15 protein-coding genes are annotated in these 18,545 nt (G+C 50.3%); 8 read left to right on the top strand and 7 right to left on the bottom strand.

Annotated elements, in window-relative coordinates:
- Positions 1-17 precede the first annotated feature (17 nt).
- Entirely contained in the window at positions 18-233 is a 216-nt protein-coding gene (gene rpsU / locus BCT27_RS12305) for a 30S ribosomal protein S21 (protein WP_002537656.1), read from the bottom strand.
- A gap of 209 nt (positions 234-442) precedes the next feature.
- Here rpsU and tsaD point away from each other — a divergent pair, with 209 nt between their 5' ends.
- Positions 443-1,462, top strand: a complete 1,020-nt coding sequence (gene tsaD / locus BCT27_RS12300) for a tRNA (adenosine(37)-N6)-threonylcarbamoyltransferase complex transferase subunit TsaD (RefSeq protein WP_102395926.1) — start codon at positions 443-445, stop codon at positions 1,460-1,462.
- A gap of 104 nt (positions 1,463-1,566) precedes the next feature.
- Here the strand turns inward: tsaD and plsY are convergent, their stop codons facing one another.
- Complete coding sequence (gene plsY, locus BCT27_RS12295; RefSeq protein ID WP_102395925.1) at positions 1,567-2,211, bottom strand: glycerol-3-phosphate 1-O-acyltransferase PlsY; 645 nt, start codon at positions 2,209-2,211, stop codon at positions 1,567-1,569.
- 181 nt (positions 2,212-2,392) lie between these two features.
- Between plsY and folB the strand changes: the two genes are divergently transcribed.
- The 3 genes from folB to BCT27_RS12280 are packed head-to-tail and all read left to right on the top strand — an operon-like array spanning position 2,393 to position 4,091.
- The gene (gene folB / locus BCT27_RS12290) at positions 2,393-2,752 is read left to right on the top strand and encodes a bifunctional dihydroneopterin aldolase/7,8-dihydroneopterin epimerase (RefSeq protein WP_017011936.1); all 360 of its coding nucleotides are present in this window, start codon (positions 2,393-2,395) and stop codon (positions 2,750-2,752) included.
- A complete protein-coding gene (folK, locus tag BCT27_RS12285) occupies positions 2,749-3,249 on the top strand; it encodes a 2-amino-4-hydroxy-6-hydroxymethyldihydropteridine diphosphokinase (protein WP_102316238.1) in 501 nt (166 codons plus the stop codon). The genes folB and folK overlap by 4 nt, the downstream gene beginning before the upstream one ends.
- 38 nt (positions 3,250-3,287) lie before the next feature.
- Positions 3,288-4,091, top strand: coding sequence for an undecaprenyl-diphosphate phosphatase (locus BCT27_RS12280; RefSeq protein ID WP_102316237.1), 804 nt, complete (start codon positions 3,288-3,290; stop codon positions 4,089-4,091).
- A gap of 184 nt (positions 4,092-4,275) precedes the next feature.
- On the opposite strand, the gene BCT27_RS12275 is transcribed toward BCT27_RS12280, so the two are convergent.
- The gene (locus BCT27_RS12275) at positions 4,276-5,505 is read right to left on the bottom strand and encodes a multifunctional CCA addition/repair protein (protein WP_102390537.1); all 1,230 of its coding nucleotides are present in this window, start codon (positions 5,503-5,505) and stop codon (positions 4,276-4,278) included.
- Positions 5,506-5,722: 217 nt separating this feature from the next.
- Here BCT27_RS12275 and BCT27_RS12270 point away from each other — a divergent pair, with 217 nt between their 5' ends.
- Positions 5,723-8,092, top strand: coding sequence for an AAA family ATPase (locus tag BCT27_RS12270; protein WP_102316235.1), 2,370 nt, complete (start codon positions 5,723-5,725; stop codon positions 8,090-8,092).
- Positions 8,093-8,363: 271 nt separating this feature from the next.
- Here the strand turns inward: BCT27_RS12270 and BCT27_RS12265 are convergent, their stop codons facing one another.
- The 3 genes from BCT27_RS12265 to BCT27_RS12255 all read right to left on the bottom strand — a co-directional run bounded on the left by BCT27_RS12265 (position 8,364) and on the right by BCT27_RS12255 (position 11,111).
- Positions 8,364-8,978, bottom strand: a complete 615-nt coding sequence (locus BCT27_RS12265) for a TIGR04211 family SH3 domain-containing protein (protein WP_102316234.1) — start codon at positions 8,976-8,978, stop codon at positions 8,364-8,366.
- Positions 8,979-9,126: 148 nt separating this feature from the next.
- Positions 9,127-10,395: an inorganic phosphate transporter gene (locus BCT27_RS12260; protein ID WP_102316233.1), complete on the bottom strand. Its 1,269-nt coding sequence runs from the start codon at positions 10,393-10,395 to the stop codon at positions 9,127-9,129.
- Positions 10,396-10,430: 35 nt separating this feature from the next.
- Complete coding sequence (locus BCT27_RS12255; RefSeq protein ID WP_102316232.1) at positions 10,431-11,111, bottom strand: TIGR00153 family protein; 681 nt, start codon at positions 11,109-11,111, stop codon at positions 10,431-10,433.
- A gap of 175 nt (positions 11,112-11,286) precedes the next feature.
- Between BCT27_RS12255 and BCT27_RS12250 the strand changes: the two genes are divergently transcribed.
- On the top strand, positions 11,287-12,807 hold the full coding sequence (locus BCT27_RS12250) for a CYTH and CHAD domain-containing protein (RefSeq protein WP_102316231.1): 1,521 nt from the start codon (positions 11,287-11,289) through the stop codon (positions 12,805-12,807).
- A gap of 82 nt (positions 12,808-12,889) precedes the next feature.
- Here BCT27_RS12250 and BCT27_RS12245 read toward each other — a convergent pair whose 3' ends face one another.
- Complete coding sequence (locus tag BCT27_RS12245; protein ID WP_102395924.1) at positions 12,890-13,696, bottom strand: potassium channel family protein; 807 nt, start codon at positions 13,694-13,696, stop codon at positions 12,890-12,892.
- A gap of 119 nt (positions 13,697-13,815) precedes the next feature.
- Between BCT27_RS12245 and BCT27_RS12240 the strand changes: the two genes are divergently transcribed.
- The gene (locus tag BCT27_RS12240) at positions 13,816-15,414 is read left to right on the top strand and encodes a methyl-accepting chemotaxis protein (RefSeq protein WP_102395923.1); all 1,599 of its coding nucleotides are present in this window, start codon (positions 13,816-13,818) and stop codon (positions 15,412-15,414) included.
- A 158-nt stretch (positions 15,415-15,572) separates the two neighbouring features.
- Entirely contained in the window at positions 15,573-18,419 is a 2,847-nt protein-coding gene (gene glnE / locus BCT27_RS12235) for a bifunctional [glutamate--ammonia ligase]-adenylyl-L-tyrosine phosphorylase/[glutamate--ammonia-ligase] adenylyltransferase (RefSeq protein ID WP_102395922.1), read from the top strand.
- Positions 18,420-18,545: the final 126 nt, after the last annotated feature.

Genomic DNA, 18,545 nt, shown 5'->3' with positions numbered 1-18,545 from the left:
TCCTGTATTAATCGTAATTAGTACAGGCGAACGCGGCGTGCGTTCTCACGAGCCAGCTTCTTCAGGTGACGCTTAACAGCGGCAGCCTTAGCGCGTTTGCGAACGGTAGTTGGCTTTTCGAAGTGCTCACGACGGCGAACTTCAGAAAGAATACCTGCTTTTTCACAAGAGCGCTTGAAGCGACGCAGTGCTACGTCGAATGGTTCGTTTTCACGTACTTTAACTACTGGCATATGCCTTTCACCTCAGGGGTTGTATCAGTAATCGCTGGAGACAAAATGACCAGCTTTGATTAAAAATGGTGCGGAATTCTAATCCGATACAGGGGCGCTTGTAAAGCATAACTGGTGAATTTGATCGGGCGCATGTAATATTGCGGCCTGTTTTTGAAACTGGCAGATCGATCGCGGATCGATCTGGGATCCAAGAGAGCTGAGGTGTTATGCGAATTCTGGGCATCGAGACATCGTGCGACGAGACTGGCGTTGCGATTTATGATGATGAAAAAGGGCTTTTAGCGCATCAGCTATATAGCCAAGTAAAGCTGCACGCGGACTACGGTGGCGTGGTTCCGGAGCTGGCATCTCGCGATCATGTGAAGAAAACCATTCCTCTTATTAAAGCGACGCTCGCGGAAGCCGGTTTAACGCCGAGCGACCTTGATGGCGTAGCTTATACCGCGGGCCCTGGCTTGGTTGGCGCGCTGCTTGTGGGCGCAACCATTGGCCGTAGTCTTGCGTATGCGTGGAACCTGCCTGCAGTAGCTGTTCACCACATGGAAGGCCACTTGCTTGCGCCTATGTTGGAAGACACACCGCCTCCGTTCCCATTTATCGCACTGTTGGTGTCTGGTGGTCACACTTTGTTGGTTGAAGTGAAGGCCATTGGTGAGTATCAGATCTTGGGTGAATCCATTGATGATGCTGCGGGCGAAGCGTTTGATAAAACCGCGAAGCTGATGGGCTTGGATTACCCTGGTGGTCCATTGTTGTCGAAACTGGCTGAGAAAGGTGACAGCGCTCGCTTCACGTTCCCTCGCCCAATGACAACGGTGCCGGGCTTGGACTTTAGCTTTTCGGGCTTGAAAACCTTTACGGCCAACACCATCGCTGCGAACGATAATGACGATCAAACCCGTGCGGACATTGCGCGCGCATTTGAAGATGCCGTTGTGGATACGCTGGCAATCAAATGTAAGCGTGCGTTGAAACAGTGCCACATGAAGCGTCTTGTGATTGCGGGTGGCGTGAGTGCTAACCGTCATTTACGCGTGAAGCTTGAAGCTTTGATGACGTCGCTCGGCGGTGAAGTGTATTACCCACGTACTGAGTTTTGTACCGACAACGGTGCGATGATTGCGTACGCAGGTATGCAGCGCCTTAAAAATGGCGAGCACAACGATTTGGGCGTGAAAGGTTTCCCACGTTGGCCGATTGACCAGTTGATGACGATTAAACCTTAAGAACTGAGTCGGTTCTGGGAAAAGAAAAAGCGGACCTAGGTGCTAGGGCCGCTTTTTTTGAATCTGATGTTTGCTAGCAGGTTGCTTGAGTGCTTTTGCTGTTCCTAGGAACTAGGACCGCTCTGCTCTTCCTGCTCTTCCTTCTCTTCCCTGCGCTTTTTGTTCTTATGCCAAATCTTGGTCTCTTCCCCATTCAACAACCGACGAATGTTTTCTTGATGCCTGAAAATGATCAGACACGCCAACATGGCGACGGGCATTGTAAATTGCGGTTTTACGAGCCAGGTAAAGAAAGGAGCAATCAGTGCGGTCGCTAATGCGCCTGCAGAGGAGAAGCCGGTGACTAACACCGCGACAAGCCAAGTGAGTAGCAAACCACCAGTGAGATCCAAGCCGATAGGGGCGATGGCACCCAGTGCAGTGGCGACACCTTTTCCGCCTCGGAAGTGGAAGAAGATAGGGTAGATGTGGCCTAAGCAGGCCGCTATACCAATCAAGCCCAGCATGAACGGGTTGATGCCGATGAGGTAGGCGATCCAGACGGGGATCGTGCCTTTGAGCATGTCACACAACAACACCAATCCTGCGGCTAATCGACCGCCCAATCGAAAGACATTCGTTGCGCCAGGGTTGCCTGAGCCTTGGTCTCGTGGGTCGGGTAACCCATACAACCGACAGATCAACACCGCACTGGATATTGAACCCAGTAGATAAGCGGCAACAATCATCAGCATTCCAAGTGCGGTCATTCCATCATCCAACTTTGAACATTCGCTAGGGCGGCGAGAACTTGCTATAGTTCGCGCACAAAACACAAGGCTACCTGTTGTATCGGTGCATTGTGTATCAATAGTGTGGTTCGTTATGTGACTGTGAGCGATGTTACGTGCTTTTGCGCATAATGGGTATCCGACCTCTGAAAAAATTTAGATGAACATGGATTTAGTATTTATTGAGCAGCTTGAAGTCATTACCACCATTGGTGTGTACGACTGGGAGCAACAAATCAAACAAAAGCTCGTGTTTGATATTGAAATGGGTCATGACAACAAACCTGCCGCTAACAGTGATGACGTGGCTTTCGCGCTAGATTACGCCTCTGTTAGCAATGCCGTTATTCAGCACATTGAACAAGGCCGATTCTTGTTGGTTGAGCGTGTTGCAGAAGAAATTGCCTCGCTGATTCAGCAGCAATTTTCTGTTTCTTGGATTCGTGTAAAAGTCAGCAAACCGGGAGCTGTGCCACAAGCTCGCGCTGTTGGTGTAGTCATTGAGCGAGGCACACGGTGACACAAAGAGCAGGTACGCAGGTATTGGTGAGTGTTGGATCGAATATCGAACGCGAACGCCATATTGTTGAAGGGATTGCTGCACTGAAAGAACTCGATGCGAATTGTCGCAGTTCCCGTGTGTTTGAAGCTGTACCTGTGGGCTTTGAAGGCCCTAATTTTTATAACCTTGTCGTTGAACTTCATACCGATCTAACGCTGGAAGGCATTGTTGCAGCGCTTCGAGAAATCGAATCGCGCTGGGGCCGTGAGCGTGATGCGGTGAAGTTTCGTGATCGTACATTAGACATTGACCTACTGACCTATGGCGACCGTGTTCAGGCTGAAGGGCCGACATTGCCACGTAAGGATGTCTATAAGTTTGCTTTCACACTCTGGCCTCTCGCTGAGTTGTGTCCTGAACAAGTGATTCCTGGTGACACGCAAACGTACGAACAAGCATGGAATGCATTCTCTGATGAGCAGCCACTCTGGCCTGTAACTGATTTTTCTGTGTAGAAACCTTTTTCTTTTTAACCTTTAAGTGACGACTAACTATGAGTATGTTTGAAGCCTTTGCGTTGGCTTTAATTCAGGGGCTGACGGAATTCCTTCCTGTTTCTAGCTCTGCACACCTTATCCTCCCTTCTGAAATTCTTGGTTGGCAAGATCAGGGCCTGGCTTTCGACGTGGCCGTGCATGTAGGTACGCTTCTGGCAGTTGTTGGCTATTTCCGTAAAGAAGTGACTCAGCTGCTTGGCGCATTCTTCCGCTCTATCTTCAAAGGCGAACGCTCATCTGATGCGACCTTGGCGTGGATGATTGCTCTGGCGACCATTCCTGCTTGTATCTTCGGTTTGTTCATGAAAGACATCATTGAGATTTATCTGCGTTCTGCGTGGGTTATCGCGGTGACCTGTATAGTGTTTGGTCTTCTGCTTTGGTGGGTGGACAACAATGCGAAATGTGAAATCGATGAATACAAGACCACGCCAAAATCTGCTCTGCTGATTGGCTTGTCGCAAGCGCTGGCAATGATCCCTGGTACGTCACGCTCTGGCGCAACCATGACCATGGCGCTTTACTTGGGCTACACCCGTGAAGCGGCTGCACGTTTCTCATTCCTGATGTCGATCCCAATCATTGTATTGGCAGGCAGCTACCTTGGTCTTGGCTTGATCAAAAGCGATGTCCCTGTGATGTGGTCTCCGATCCTTGTGGGTGTGTTTGTGTCGTTCGTGAGCGCCTACATCTGTATTCATTGGTTCTTGAAACTGGTTACGACCATGGGCATGAAACCCTTCGTTATCTACCGCATTGTGCTGGGCGTAGGCTTGGCAGCGTTCCTTGCAACGCGATAAGCAGGTTAGGAAGAGCGGGAAAAGAAGGTCCTAGGAAGAAACGTTTCTAGAGCCTAGTAAAAGAAAAGCTGCCGATGGCAGCTTTTTTGTTTTTGCGGGGTTGGTAATCTGTTCTTTAGAACCTAGAACCTAGAACCTAGAACCTAGAACCTAGAACCTAGAACCTAGAACCTAAGACCCAGCCCTAGTTTCTTACCTTTTCCAAATACTTCGCAACACTCACCACACGTCTGCGCGTCAGTTCTTCGCGAATGCCTTGGCCTGTAAAGCCTTCTGCCACGATGGGTTTTACATCCACGCTGTTTGCGGCGTCAAACGCGCCAAGCAGCCAGTCGGTTTGGGGATACGGGCGATCTTCAAACCCTGTGCGCCCTTGGTGATCGGCTTGGCTGGCGACGGCCAGTTGGGTAACGCGTTCGGGTTTTCGCCACACATCATTGCGGTCGAATATCTTGATGTAGGTGGAGGCTTTCAGCTCGCCGGCATTGTGCACGTTGGTGTGTTCGGCGCAGACCAGCAATGCGGCATCGCGATAGGCGTTGGGGACGCGTACACGGTCACACACGGCTTTTACGGGCACTTTGCCCGTTGATGTGTGCATTCTATGGCTTGGCCACTCCGCTTGCGGCGTAAGGGCTTTGCCGAGGTCATGCATTTGGGCCGCGAAGCGGATGCAGGTGTCATCAGTGAGCGTTGCAGCCTGGCGCGCGACCATGAGGGTGTGAATGCCAGTGTCAATTTCTGGGTGCCATTGCTCGGGTTGCGGCACGCCAAACAGCGCGTCGATTTCAGGTAGCACGACCGCCAGTGCGCCGCAATCACGCAGCACACGCAAGAAAATATCTGGGCGCGGCGTCGACAGGGATTTCTCCCATTCAATCCAAACTCGCTCTGGGGTGAGTGCATCTAATTCGCCACTTTCGGCAATGGTGCGCATGAGTGACATGGTGTCATCAGCAACCGTAAAACCCAGATCGTGAAAACGGGCGGCGAAGCGTGCCACGCGCAACACGCGCAGTGGATCTTCCACAAAAGCAGGTGAGACATGACGCAGGATTTTATTGTCGAGGTCGGTTTTGCCGCCGTAGGGGTCAACCAAGGTGCCATCATCGGCTTGGGCGATGGCGTTAATGGTGAGGTCACGGCGCTGCAAGTCTTCTTCAAGCGTCACATCAGGTGCGAAGTCGCACACAAAGCCGGTATAGCCTTGGCCTGATTTTCGTTCAGTGCGAGCCAGTGCGTACTCTTCATGGGTTTTAGGGTGCAAGAAAACGGGAAAGTCCGCCCCAACTTGTTGGTAGCCTGCTTTCAGCATGGTCTTGATGTCAGCGCCGACAACGACCCAATCTCTGTCTTTTACATCGAGCCCGAGCAATGTATCTCGTACTGCGCCACCCACAAGGAAGGTATTCACATTGTTATCCAGTTATTAAGCGATAATAAGATCATGATAAACCCTGCAGATTCACCAAACCACCCGTTATGCGTTCGACGTTTAGCGCGATGTGTGTAAAAGGTGCGAACCTGCGCCCGAATAGTCGGTCATAGGAGGTGTTCACCTTTACATGCATAAGGTGTCACGCTACTTTGGCGAGCTTAACGGACAGCATTGAGGACGTAGAGAACTTCCCATGTATCAAGACTTTTTCCGGCTTTCAGAGTCGCCATTCGCGATTGTGCCAAACCCAAAATTCTATTTCCTTAGCGAACGCCATAAAGAGGCGTTGAGCCATGTGCTCTCTGGCATAGAAGATGGTGGCGGTTTGGCGTTGCTGACAGGGGAAGTGGGTACGGGGAAAACCACGACCATGAAAGCCTTGCTTGAGCGCATGCCTGAGCAAAGCCAAGTAGCGACGATCCTCAACCCTAGTGTGTCCGTGCTGGAATTGATGCAGACCCTGTGTGATGAACTTGGGATTGAATACGCGCGAGACGATGGCTTTAAGCATCTGAACGACGCCATCTCTGCAAAATTGCATGATAACGATCAGCAAGGCATTCAAACCATTTTGCTGGTGGATGAAGCGCAGCATTTGATGCCGGATGTGTTGGAGCAACTGCGTTTGCTCACCAACATCGAAACCTCACAACGCAAGCTGCTTAAGGTGATCTTGATTGGTCAGCCTGAGCTGCAAGAAATGCTTCGTCAGCAGCACTTACGTCAGCTTGCACAACGCATTACTGCCCGTTACCACTTAATGCCGCTGACGGCACAAGAAGTACGTCAGTACATTTTGCACCGTCTGAGTTGTGCCGATCGGCTAGACCCATTATTCGATGATGGCGCGTTCAAAGTCATTGCTCGTGAAAGTGGCGGTATTCCAAGATTGATTAACCTCGTGTGTGACCAGTCGTTAAAAATGGCGCATCGAGATTCCAAGCAACGCATTACCGCGAAAATTGCCACCAAAGCCAGTAAGGAAGTGCTGCACTGGCAGAGTGTGTCGAGCCATGCTGAACGCCATGGATTTATGCGTTACTGGCCGGTTTACCTTGGCGCGATTGGCGGTGCCGCTTTGTTAGCAGTGGCCATTCGTTGGGGGCTCGACGGCAACACGTCACCTGCGCCGACGGTGGCGAATGCAAACAGTGCGTCTCAGGTGCAAACAGAACGTGTGCCAGCCCCGACAGTGAAAGAGGTGCCAGCGCCCATTGTCGTGGATGTGGCCATCAAGAAATCGCCTGAGCGTGACGCATCAACACCGGATGCTTCCTCTGGGCAGGCATCCGCGCCGCAAAGCCTTTCGAATCTGCCTGCCACGGTTGAAACGGTGGCGTTCGCAGAGTTAGCGAAACAAAGTTTGAGTGCAGGTTCTGCGATGCAAGCGCTCTATCGCTTGTGGGGTTTTGAAGCGGATGTGCTTGCGGCTGGTTGTTCGAGCGACGTGCGCGGTGAGCTTGCTTGTTATAAAGCCACTTTACCGTTAACGCAGTTGCTCAGTATCGACCGACCTGCGGTTCTGACCATGAACGGCCCTGTCGGGCAGCGTTGGTTTGCTGTGTTGTACGGCATGGGGAATGGGCAGTTTGAGTTGCTATCTGGCGGACAACGCGTGATGGTGAGTGAGGCGTTTTTCAAACAAGCGTGGACGGGTGATGCACTCCTGCTTTGGCGTCCACCGCAAGCGAACCCAGCCACCTTATCCATTGGTCAACGCAGCGAGCGCGTTCGCTGGCTAGATCAACGTTTGAATTTAGTGTTAGGGGAAACTGGCGTTCCCTCTGATCGTTTCGGGCCGAACCTGCGCGCAAAAGTCAGAGACTTCCAACGCAGCAAAGGCTTGGATGCTGATGGCTATGCAGGGCCCATTACCTTGATGGTGCTGGACACGGTATTAACCCTGCCGGGGCCAACATTGGCGAGCAGCATCGAAGCGACGCAATCCGAGTCTGCGGCATTGGCGCAAGGTGACATTGTTGTGTTACCAATGACCAGTGACACCTCGCTGGCACTTACGCCACTTCCTGAGCCTAAACCTGTTGTGGTTGCTATCACCAAGCCAGCACCGACGAGCAATGCTAGCCAATCGGCAGAAAAAGCGAGTGCCTCGTCTGAAAAGCCGGTGACGGAAGCAAATGCAGAGGTCACCACCATTACCGCATCGGGCAATGGGTCGAGTAACCCTGATGGTGATTTAAACCTAGAAGATCTGGATCTCTCATCGCTGTCACCTGAATTGGCGTTGAAGGTGCAAAACGCGTTGGGCGGCGACCGCACAAGAGGACTGGATGCCAAGCTTGAACGCACAGATGGGACGAGCAATGTCGTCTCGATTGCCGATATCTCATCACAAATGTTCGACCGCTTGCCGAAGATGGATTTTCAAACCCACATCTATGCGTCTGATGCAAAACGCAGTTGGGTGAAGGTCAATGGGCGAGAGACGAAAGAAGGGCAGTTCGTCGCAGACGGCGTGTTGCTCCGTGGCATTGAACCTCAACAAGTCGTGGTGCAGTTTGAAGACTCGCTGATTGCGATACCTGCGCTGACGAGTTGGTGATTAAGAGCAGAGTTGAGAAAGAGCAGAATCGAGAGAGAGCAGAGTCGAGAAAAAGCAGAATTTAGAAAGAGCAGATTAGAGAAAGAGCAAAACAGAGAAAGAGCAGTAAAAGCGACAAAAAAAGCGGGAGCTTGAGAATGAAGATGTTCAACATTTCTCTGCTCTCTCTGCTCTCTCTGCTCTCTCTGCTCTCTCTGCTCTCTCTGCTCTCTCTGCTCTGAATATCAAAAAAGCCGCATCAGCGGCTTTTTTCGTATTCAGAGGTAGATGCTTACGCCCAACCGTTATTACGCTTCTTACGACGTGGAATAAGGTGCGGAAGAATCAGACCAAACAGCAGACCTGCTCCAGCAACCATTGCGCCGTAGGTGAACCAACGCATGAGAAGGTCATCCTTTTGCGTATCGATACGCGCGCGCAGTTCGCGAATTTCGCTTTGTGCGTCGATCAGTTTTTGGTTCAACTCGCTGGTGTGCGTTTCAAGTTCTTTTAGCTGTGTGTTGCGCTGTTCGAGAGATTCAATCAAGCCTTTGGTTTTCGCTTCTGAATCGCCTTGCGCATTCGACAGTGCTGATTTCACTTGCGTCAGTTCTTTCTCAAGTGCAGGTACGCGTGTTTTAAGACCCGCTTGATTCGACACGTATTTGCTTTCAACCCAACCTTTACGGCCACGTTCATCAAGAACTTGCGTGTAACCAGCGTTGCGGTTTCTATCCACAATGGTAACTTTCGTGCCCGCATCGATACTGCCAATAATACGGAACTGGGTACCCGGACCTGAATGCATGTAGGTGAATAGTTCATCGGAGATGTAGTTGTCCTGCGCATGGGCGGCTGGTACTACAAGCATCAAAATCACAGCCAGAGCAGAAAAAAGTTGCTTCACGGTTTATTCCTTTGGTTGGTCGCGAATATCTGTTTGTGTCAGATACTAAAAAATTTTACCCCTCAGGTACAACAAAAGGGAGGCATAACCTCCCTTTTTTGACCGAAGACTGACATCACCGCACAAAAACGTGACGGAAATGGACTTCTTATACGCCGAACGCTGCGCGCATCACGTAGAAGAAGACAACGGCAAGTAACGCACCTGCTGGTAGGGTAACGACCCAAGATGCCACGATGTTACGAACAACACCGAGGTTCAACGCACCAATACCACGAGCAAAACCAACACCTAAAATTGCACCAACCAATGTTTGCGTGGTTGAGATTGGCAGGCCTGTGCCCGATGCCAATACAACGGTAGATGCGGTTGCTAGCTGTGCGGCAAAACCACGGCTTGGTGTGAGTTCAGTAATACCTGTACCCACGGTTGCCATTACCTTGTGGCCGAGCGTAGCAAGACCCACAACGATACCGATACCGCCAAGAGGTAAAATCCACCAAGCAATCTGTGCTTTCTCGGTGATTGCGCCCATGTTTTCAACAGTAGACACGATAGCGGATAGTGGACCAATCGCGTTTGCTACGTCGTTTGAACCGTGTGCGAATGCCATGGCACACGCCGTGACAACCATGAGCAAGCTGAATACGCGCTCTACACCTTCGTAGCCGTTCGCAGAAGTCGCAGAGTTGTCTGCGTATTTGCGGGCGATATAGAAGTAGCCAAATAGCATGACCAAGACAGAAACAGCCACAGACACCATCACGGCTTCACCCGTTGTTAGGTGCAGACCTACATGCTTAAGGCCTTTCTTGATGGTAACCATGGCGATGATTAGCGCAGTCAAGAACATGTACACAGGGACAAAACGCTTTGCATTGATCAGGGGGTTGTCGGTATCAAAAATCAGGCGCTGGGCACTGATGAAGATAATGTAAGCGAACAGACCTGAAATCAGCGGGGTAACAATCCAGCTACCTACGATGCCTTGCACTGAGCTCCAATCTACTGCTTCTGTACCCACAGACACACACGCAAAACCGATGATGGCACCGATGATGGAGTGAGTGGTTGATACAGGCCAGCCCATGAAGGATGCCAACAGTAGCCATGTGCCTGCTGCAAGAAGTGCAGACATCATGCCGTAAACGAGGATTTCGGGCTGATTCGCGTAGAGCGAAGTTTCAATCACACCCTTTCGGATCGTGTCGGTGACTTCACCGCCAGCTAAATATGCGCCAGCGAATTCAAAAATCATCGCAATGATGATGGCTTGTTTAACGGTCAGTGCTTTAGAGCCTACCGACGTACCCATTGCATTGGCGACGTCATTTGCACCAATACCAATTGCCATCATGAAACCAAAAGCCGCGGCCACCAAAATAATAATGGTGCCGTAATTCGCCAGGATTTCCATTGTTATACCTTGTTATTAATTCGTTGATTGTCGCACTAAGAACGCGAAAGCATGAGCTCTAAACGAGAGCCAACACGTTGTGCTTGGTCAGCAATTTCACCGACCCATTCGAGAATTTTGTACAGGAACATGACGTCAACCGGGTTGTATTGGTGTTCGATGGACATCAGTTTCTGACGAAGAAGGATTTGCATCGAGTCAGTATCGTCTTCGATGGTATCCAGTTGATTGATCATTTCTTCGACCAGTGTGACTTCACGTCCTTTAAAGCCTGTTTCGAGTAGTTCGTCTAGCTCGTTTATGACACGACGCGCTTGATCGGCAGCATCGAGACACCTTTGCACATACGCAACAAAATCGGTGTAAAGAGGAGAAGGCATCTGCAATTGACGACCGATAACACGGCCTGAGATGTCTTTAGCAAGGTTGGCGAGTTTGTCCTGTTGAGTAACAAGATCCAACATGTCGGTACGGTCTACAGGAAGGAACAGACCGCGAGGGAGTTTGAGGCGAATTTCTCGCTTCAGATTATCAGCCTCTTTTTCGAGGGTAGAAATTTGGTGGCGAATTTCAGCCGCCTTTTCCCAATCCCCATTTTCACAGGCGTCAAAGAAAGGCACCAACTGTGAGCAACATTCGCTAACGCGGCTCATGTGGGTCTGAAGTGGTTTCAGCGGGCTTTTTGCAAATAGCCCCATAATTGTATTTACTGGCATAGCCGTATCTACCTTTATAGTCTGCGTAGAGACTAAATTTCAAACGATGATAAATCGAGCGGCGAATGTTAGCGCAATCACAATTGCAATGAAACTGGTTCAGATCAATGAAAGGTTCTTGCTCGTCTAAGCAATTGCCCATATCCTTGTTCTGCTATTGGTTATGGGTCCCTTTATGGAAACTGAGATAGAGTTAAAGTTTTTTGTCTCATCCGATTTTTCACGCCAAATTCGAGACAAAGTTGCCGATTTAAAGGTCTTGCAGCAACGCCAGCGAAACCTCGGCAACATCTATTACGACACCCCGGATTATTTGCTACGCCAGCATGATATCGGTCTTCGAGTCCGACGTTATGATGACGTGTATGTACAAACGCTGAAGACAGCAGGCCGTGTAGTGGCTGGTCTACATCAGCGTCCAGAGTATAATGCAGAACTCGATTCTCCGGCTCCCGATCTTTCCCTTATTCCCGCAGATGCTTGGCCTGATGGCTTCGATATAGAAGCGCTTGGTGCCAACATTAATCCTTTGTTCTCTACAGATTTTGAACGCCAACAATGGCTTGTGGCGATGCCAGATAGTAGCCAAGTTGAACTTGCGTTTGATAGCGGTGACGTCACGACTGAAAACGGTGGTTACGATCCGATTTGTGAAGTTGAGATCGAACTCAAATCCGGCCAGACCGATGCCTTGTTTGTGTTAGCGCGTGAGCTAGCAGAAAAAGGGGGGTTACGTTTGGGTAACTTGAGTAAGGCTGCGCGTGGCTATCGATTAGCCACTGATTATCAAGGTGATAACGTTAAAGCGTTAAGCTTGGTGCCGATTGATGGCATGCAGTCTACCGAGCAAGCGTTTGTTAAAGCGCTAGAACATGCACTGGAACATTGGCATTCCCACGAGCAAATCTATGTTGAACGCCCTGAACAGGATGCGATTTTAGAGATTTGCAACGCCGTGGGGTTAGTGCGACAAGCTCTTGCGCTCTATGGTGGTTTGATTCCACGTCGTGCGAGTGCGCTGTTGCGTCAAGAGCTTCAATGGCTTGAAGGCGAGCTGGATTGGGTGTTTGAAGCGCGTGCGATTACCCGTCTTCAAAGCGACAAGGGCTACTTCCTACGAAAATTGAACAGCCAGAAGCCACTGTTGGTGAAACTGGGCGAGCGCTATGAAGCGTTGCCAGAGCGCAGTGAAATGCTGGCGCTTTTCCATTCATCACGTTATTGCAATCTGTTGCTCGATCTTAGCCGTTGGATCCTGACGCGCGGTTGGCAGCCTTTTGTGGATGACAAAGTACGCGATAAATTGGCTGAGCCAGTTCGTAGCTTTGCTAACCGTTCGCTAACGGTATCGTGGGATGAGTTATTGAGTGTCTTCGCGCTTGAAAACGAATTGGATCGCTTTGGGTATCTGGATCAGTTGCCACGCCTGTTGCGTAATTTGCTGTCGGGCTGTTGTGTCGCGCTACTTTATGATGAAGACGATCGCGAAACCTTCCGCCTGCCTTGGCTGGATTTGATGCAAGGCATCGAAGACATTCAACTGCTCGAACCTGTTCGTAAGCTTGCGAGCGAGTTTGATGAAGATGACTGTGCGCAGATTGAAAAGTGGCTGACCCGTAAAGAGGAGTCTTTGCTTCATGCCATGATGCAAAGCCGCCAAATCGGTGTCGCGTTAACGCCATACTGGGAAGTGTAAGCATCACGCCTTAGCGTGCACGCTCTTTTGCGAAGCAAATACATACGTAGAAAATAGCGCCTTATCGGCGCTATTTTTTTATCTAGGGTTTATTGGGCAAGTCTTTATCAGATGGAACCTGCAGCCCGCTTTTTGTCTCATCTAGTCGCGTTTCAATGGCGGCCAATCGGTGCAATATTTCTTCTTGCTGGGCGAGCAACAATTCAAGAGCTGCACGTCGGTGTTGCTCTCTCTCTTGTTCTTTTTGCTCGGGCTTGGTGACATAAGAGGTCACTAAGCCTGTGATCGCACCAAAGATCCCCACACCACACATGATCACTATGATGGCGACGGCACGACCTGCTGGCGTCACAGGGTAATAATCGCCATAACCCACGGTGGAAATGGTCACGAACATCCACCAAATCGCATCGGTAAAGTTGTCGATATTGGCATCGGGTGAGTGGCTTTCAAAGGCGAAAATAGAGGCAGACCCTGCCGATATCAGAACGGTCAGTAGCAATAAGATGCTGGCGAGCGTGGTCTCGCTTCGGTTTTCGTTCATGTAGGTGAACAGGGGTTGGCTGGCTTTGAGTAAGCGCAGTACGCGGAAGATCTGGAAGATACGTGCAAAACGGAGCGCTTCTATCACAGGAATACTGGCGAGAATATCGACCCAATGTTTTTTTAGATAAGTGACTTTGTTATCAGTTTTGAGAAAATGTATGGCGATTTGGAGCAGAAAAACCATACAAATTAAAGTGTCAATGCCTAGGAGTAGGGTATAAAGAGGATCATCGTTCGGTATCAATAAAATTGTGCTCACTACGCACAATGAAACGAAAGAGAGCAGCAAGCTCAGCAAACTCATTGGATTCAGATCTAAATTTTGCGCTTGGCTGTCTGCCACTGCTCAATTCCTTTTGTTGAACGCCGCTATAGAACGTGAATTTAGCACGCTTGCGCCATCTTCTGTATCACCATGCTGTCTCTCAGTGTGGAGGATTTGCACATCAAGGAGCCAAAAGAATGTCTCAGATGATCTTCAAGCCTTGGGAAAAGGCTGTCAGTAACATCAAACTCGTCCCTAAACTTATTCTGCTGATGGTTTTCAGCACGCTACTGCTCACGGCGAAGCAGCTTTGGGATGCGAACGCGTTTCGTGAATCGGTTACTGAGATCACTGAAAGTCAAAGCCGTACTCAAGCGATTCGCAGTGCGGAATTAACCAAAGAGTTGCTGACGTTACCCGAGGGCACGGCGTTACTTGAACGCGTATTGACCCGAGAAAATGCCACCAGTTCAGAGCAAGAATATGTCTACCTTGCGAATGCCCGTTCTGGTGAGGTGTTAGCGCACCCGAGCATTTCTGATTTTAAGGGACTGAATCTGCGCTTAGAGAACGGCACAAACTTGGCTGAACAATTAAAGAATACGCGCAGTGAGTTTGTTTACCACCTTGCGAATGACGATCGTCACGGCATCGCTATTCCCGTGTCGGGTACGGATTGGGTAGCCATTGCATCTCAGCCTGATTCAGCGGCAAGCCATTACTATCAGGCTTACTTAGTGCAAGTTGCTTGGCAGACTGCCTTGATGATTGTGGCATTCATGGTGATTCTGTTGGGTGGAAGCCGTTTGATGCTTCGCCAAATTAACTATTTGATTGAATGCATTCGCGGCATGGCGCGTAAGAATTTAAGTCAGCCGGTCATCATGAATTGCAACGATGAGTTCGGTGAGTTAGCGCGTGAACTTGAATCGACGCGTTCGCAACTCGCCAACATGATAAAAGCCCAGCGTGATTCGTCAGAAGAGCTTTTTGGTATGACGGAAGTGATGACGATTAGCATGGACGAAACGCGTGAGTCGGCCAAAGAGCAGTTCGGCGAAATAGATATGCTAGCGTCTGCGATGAGCGAAATGACCTCGACAGTGCAAAGTGTGGCTGGACATGCTCGCGCTGCATCGCAAGCAACGGAGAGTTCACGTGAGCAAGCGATTAGCGGACAGCGTTATGTGAGCAGCACCATTGGGACGATCAACAAGCTGTCTGACGACATTCGTGAATCTGCCAGCGCGGTGAACCAAGTTGAAGAACGTGTTGATCGCATCAGCTCTGTGGTGGTGACTATCCAAGGTATTTCCGAGCAAACAAACCTACTTGCCTTGAATGCCGCCATTGAAGCGGCGCGCGCAGGTGAAGCGGGTCGAGGCTTTGCGGTGGTGGCAGATGAAGTGCGTAACCTTGCCCAAAACACGCAAAAAGCGACGGTCGAGATTCAAGACATGATCACTCAGTTGCAATCTTCTGCGCAGCAAGCCGTTGGCTTGATGGAGCAAAGCGTGATTGAAGCGGTTGAGAGTGTGGAATCGGTGAGTAAGGCGGGCGAAGAGCTTAATCTTATCGTTGAACAAATTGGCCAAATCAACGACATGAACTTCCATATTGCCTCTGCGGCGGAACAGCAAGCCTCAGTGGCGGATGAAATGAACTTGAACTTGACCAATGTGAGAGAGCTGGTGGAGGCGTCGGTTACTGTCGTCACTGAACTTGCGGAAACCTCCGGCAGCATGCAAAACAACGCAAACCAACTTGATCTAAAAATCAAAGAGTTCGCCGTGTAGTGAGCCTGCGTTGTGTGTATCTGAAGCACTCGAAACATTTTGCCTGAAGCATGGTAAAACATGTCTGAGTGTTTGAAGAAGCCCACCGATTGTGTGGGCTTTTTTATGGTACTGTGGTGAGTAACGTCTTGGACTCGTGGCTGATAGGAAAGGAATACATGTCACTGCCTTCTGAACTTAAACATCGCGCAACTCGCGCATTGGATGCGTTGTCTGAAACGCAAGCGGAAAACCTCGCACAATGGCAAGGTGAGCAGCGTGAATTGCTGAGCCGCACCTTAGCACTGAGTGACTTCATTTCTGAGTCGATGCTGCATGATGCAACCCTGCTGCCTTGGCTGAAAGATAACCTCGCTTCTGGACCACGCCGAAAAGCGTATCGCCAGCGTTTAAAAGAAAGACTGGATAGCCAGATTGATGAAAACGGTATCATGCGTGAACTGCGCCGTTTTCGCCGCCAGGAAATGGTGTGGCTTGCGTGGCATGATTTTAACGATGCGATGAGTCTTGATGATAGCCTCGCTCACCTGTCTAAACTGGCAGAGTCCATGATCATGGAAGCCTACGGTTGGCTTTACCGTTACTGCTGCAAAGAGTGGGGAACCCCTCGCGATGACGCAGGCAATGCGCAACCCATGTTGATCCTCGGCATGGGGAAATTGGGTGGCGGCGAGCTTAATTTCTCTTCTGACATCGATCTTATTTTTACCTATCCTGAGAACGGAGAAACGGAAGGCGCACGCCGCAGTATCTCCAATGCACAGTTCTTTACCCGTCTCGGTCAGCGTTTGATCAAAGCGTTGGATCAACAAACCTTTGATGGCTTTTGTTATCGCGTAGACATGCGGCTGCGCCCCTTTGGTGACAGCGGGCCTTTGGTCATGAGTTTTGCCGCGCTTGAAGATTACTACCAAGAACAAGGTCGAGACTGGGAACGCTACGCGATGATCAAAGCGCGGGTGATGGGCAAGGAGCAATTTGATTGCTACCAAACGTTACGCCAAATGCTGCGTCCGTTTGTGTTCCGCCGCTATATCGATTTCAGTGCGATCCAATCACTGCGCCGCATGAAAGCCATGATCCGCAGCGAAGTACGTCGTCGTGGCTTGACCAACAACATCAAGCTTGGCGCGGGGGGGATCCGTGAAGTGGAGTTTATCGCGCAATCTTTCCAGTTGATCCGCGGCGGTCGCGATCCGTCTTTGCGTCAACGTGGCCTGTTTATCACCTTAGATGCCATCAAGACCCTCAACATGTTGCCACCCGAAGATGTGGACACACTTGAGGCGTCATACCGCTACCTTCGCCGCACTGAAAACTTACTGCAGGGCATTGGCGACAAACAAACCCAAACCTTGCCAGATGACAGCTTGGATCAATTGCGCCTTGCTATCGCGATGGGGGAATCCTGTTGGGACGATTTGCACACCAAGATCCTTGCGCACATGAAAGGTGTTCATGATGTGTTTGATGATCTGATTGGCGAGGAAGAAAACAGCGACGAAGCCAAAGTAGATGATGTTTTTGGTGAAGTGTGGGATGCCGCGCGCGACACAGAGCTTGTCGAGAAGATCCTTCAAGACATGAATGCCAAGTCGCCGACGGAAAAAGCCAATGCACTGCTGAGCTTTAAACAGGAGCTTGCCAAACGCACCCTTGGGCCGCGTGGCCGAGAAGTGCTTAACCGTTTGATGCCTGTTGTGCTGAGTCAGATCCTGTGTCGCGATGATGGATTCGCGGTGCTTGAGCGCGTGCTCAAATTGTTGGTGAGCATTGCCACGCGTACCACGTATCTTGAGTTACTGGATGAGCACCACAGTGCCATTGCGCAGTTGGTGAGACTGTGCGGCGCTAGCCCGATGGTGGCAGAGCAACTGTCGACTTTCCCGATTTTGCTTGATGAGTTGTTGGATCTTCAACACCTTTATAATCCAACGCCGTTGGATCAATACCGCAATGAGTTGTTCGAATTTCTGGCTCGGATCCCCGAGGAGGACATGGAACAGCAAATGGAGATGATCCGCCAATATAAGCAAACTCAATTGCTACGTATTGCGGCGGCTGACATTGCGGATGTGCTGCCGGTGATGGAAGTGAGTGATCACCTGACCTACTTAGCCGAAGCGATCGTGGAAGCGGTGGTGAATCAGGCGTGGTATCAAATGGCTGAAAAGTATGGCCAGCCTTCGCACCTTACGGATCGCAATGGTCGCGGCTTTGCTGTCATTGGTTATGGCAAAGTGGGCGGCATTGAACTGGGGTATAACTCGGATCTGGATGTGGTGTTCCTGCATGATTGTCCTGATAACGTGTATACAAATGGGCCTAAAGAAATTGATGGTCGTCAGTTCTATCTTCGCTTGGCGCAACGCATTGTTCACTTGTTTTCCACGCGCACGGCCTCGGGCGTGTTGTATGACATCGACACACGCCTTCGTCCGTCGGGCGCATCCGGTATGTTGGTGACGACGGTAGAATCTTTCCTTGAATATCAAAACACCGAAGCGTGGACGTGGGAACATCAAGCTTTGGTGCGTACGCGCATGATTTTCGGCGATGCGCTGCTGGCGAAAGGCTTTGCCGATGTACGCAAACAGGTGCTGACCAAGGAAAGGGATCGCGATGCGCTGCGCAAAGATGTGGCAGACATGCGCATCAAAATGCGCGATCACCTCGGCAGCAAAGAAAAAGACAAATTCCACATCAAGCAAGACCCTGGTGGTATCACGGATATTGAGTTTTTAACGCAATATCTGGTGCTCGCGAACAGTCATGATGAAGGGGCACTCACACGTTGGAGTGACAACGTCCGTATCCTTGAAGACATGGCGCAAGTGGGCATTCTCGATACGGCACAAGCGCTCAAACTGCGCGATGCTTACACCACCATGCGTGATGAAATCCACCGCCTTAACCTGCTCGATGCGTCGGTTGAAATTGCAGATGATAGCTTTCTTGAAGAGCGCGAGGTTGTGCGGGATGCGTGGAAGGTGTGGATGGAATAGCGAGAGGCGAGGTGCGAGAAAGAGCAGTCTCGAGTAAGAGCAACATCAAGAAATGAAGAAGCCAGCATATTTGCTGGCTTCTTCATGTTCTAGGAACACCATTCTACGAATCTCGAATCTCGAATC

This window comes from Enterovibrio norvegicus (assembly GCF_002876705.1).
Lineage (GTDB): Bacteria > Pseudomonadota > Gammaproteobacteria > Enterobacterales > Vibrionaceae > Enterovibrio > Enterovibrio norvegicus_B.
The sequence above is the reverse complement of the archived record's forward strand: the minus strand, read 5'-3'. Positions and strand labels throughout refer to the sequence as shown.

Excerpts from the sequence above, each read along its gene's own strand:
- rpsU (WP_002537656.1), bottom strand. The coding sequence starts at position 233 with ATGCCAGTAGTTAAAGTACGTGAAAACGAACCATTCGACGTAGCACTG.
- tsaD (WP_102395926.1), top strand. The coding sequence starts at position 443 with ATGCGAATTCTGGGCATCGAGACATCGTGCGACGAGACTGGCGTTGCG.
- plsY (WP_102395925.1), bottom strand. The coding sequence starts at position 2,211 with ATGACCGCACTTGGAATGCTGATGATTGTTGCCGCTTATCTACTGGGT.
- folB (WP_017011936.1), top strand. The coding sequence starts at position 2,393 with ATGAACATGGATTTAGTATTTATTGAGCAGCTTGAAGTCATTACCACC.
- BCT27_RS12280 (WP_102316237.1), top strand. The coding sequence starts at position 3,288 with ATGAGTATGTTTGAAGCCTTTGCGTTGGCTTTAATTCAGGGGCTGACG.
- BCT27_RS12270 (WP_102316235.1), top strand. The coding sequence starts at position 5,723 with ATGTATCAAGACTTTTTCCGGCTTTCAGAGTCGCCATTCGCGATTGTG.
- BCT27_RS12260 (WP_102316233.1), bottom strand. The coding sequence starts at position 10,395 with ATGGAAATCCTGGCGAATTACGGCACCATTATTATTTTGGTGGCCGCG.
- BCT27_RS12255 (WP_102316232.1), bottom strand. The coding sequence starts at position 11,111 with ATGCCAGTAAATACAATTATGGGGCTATTTGCAAAAAGCCCGCTGAAA.
- BCT27_RS12250 (WP_102316231.1), top strand. The coding sequence starts at position 11,287 with ATGGAAACTGAGATAGAGTTAAAGTTTTTTGTCTCATCCGATTTTTCA.
- BCT27_RS12240 (WP_102395923.1), top strand. The coding sequence starts at position 13,816 with ATGTCTCAGATGATCTTCAAGCCTTGGGAAAAGGCTGTCAGTAACATC.
- glnE (WP_102395922.1), top strand. The coding sequence starts at position 15,573 with ATGTCACTGCCTTCTGAACTTAAACATCGCGCAACTCGCGCATTGGAT.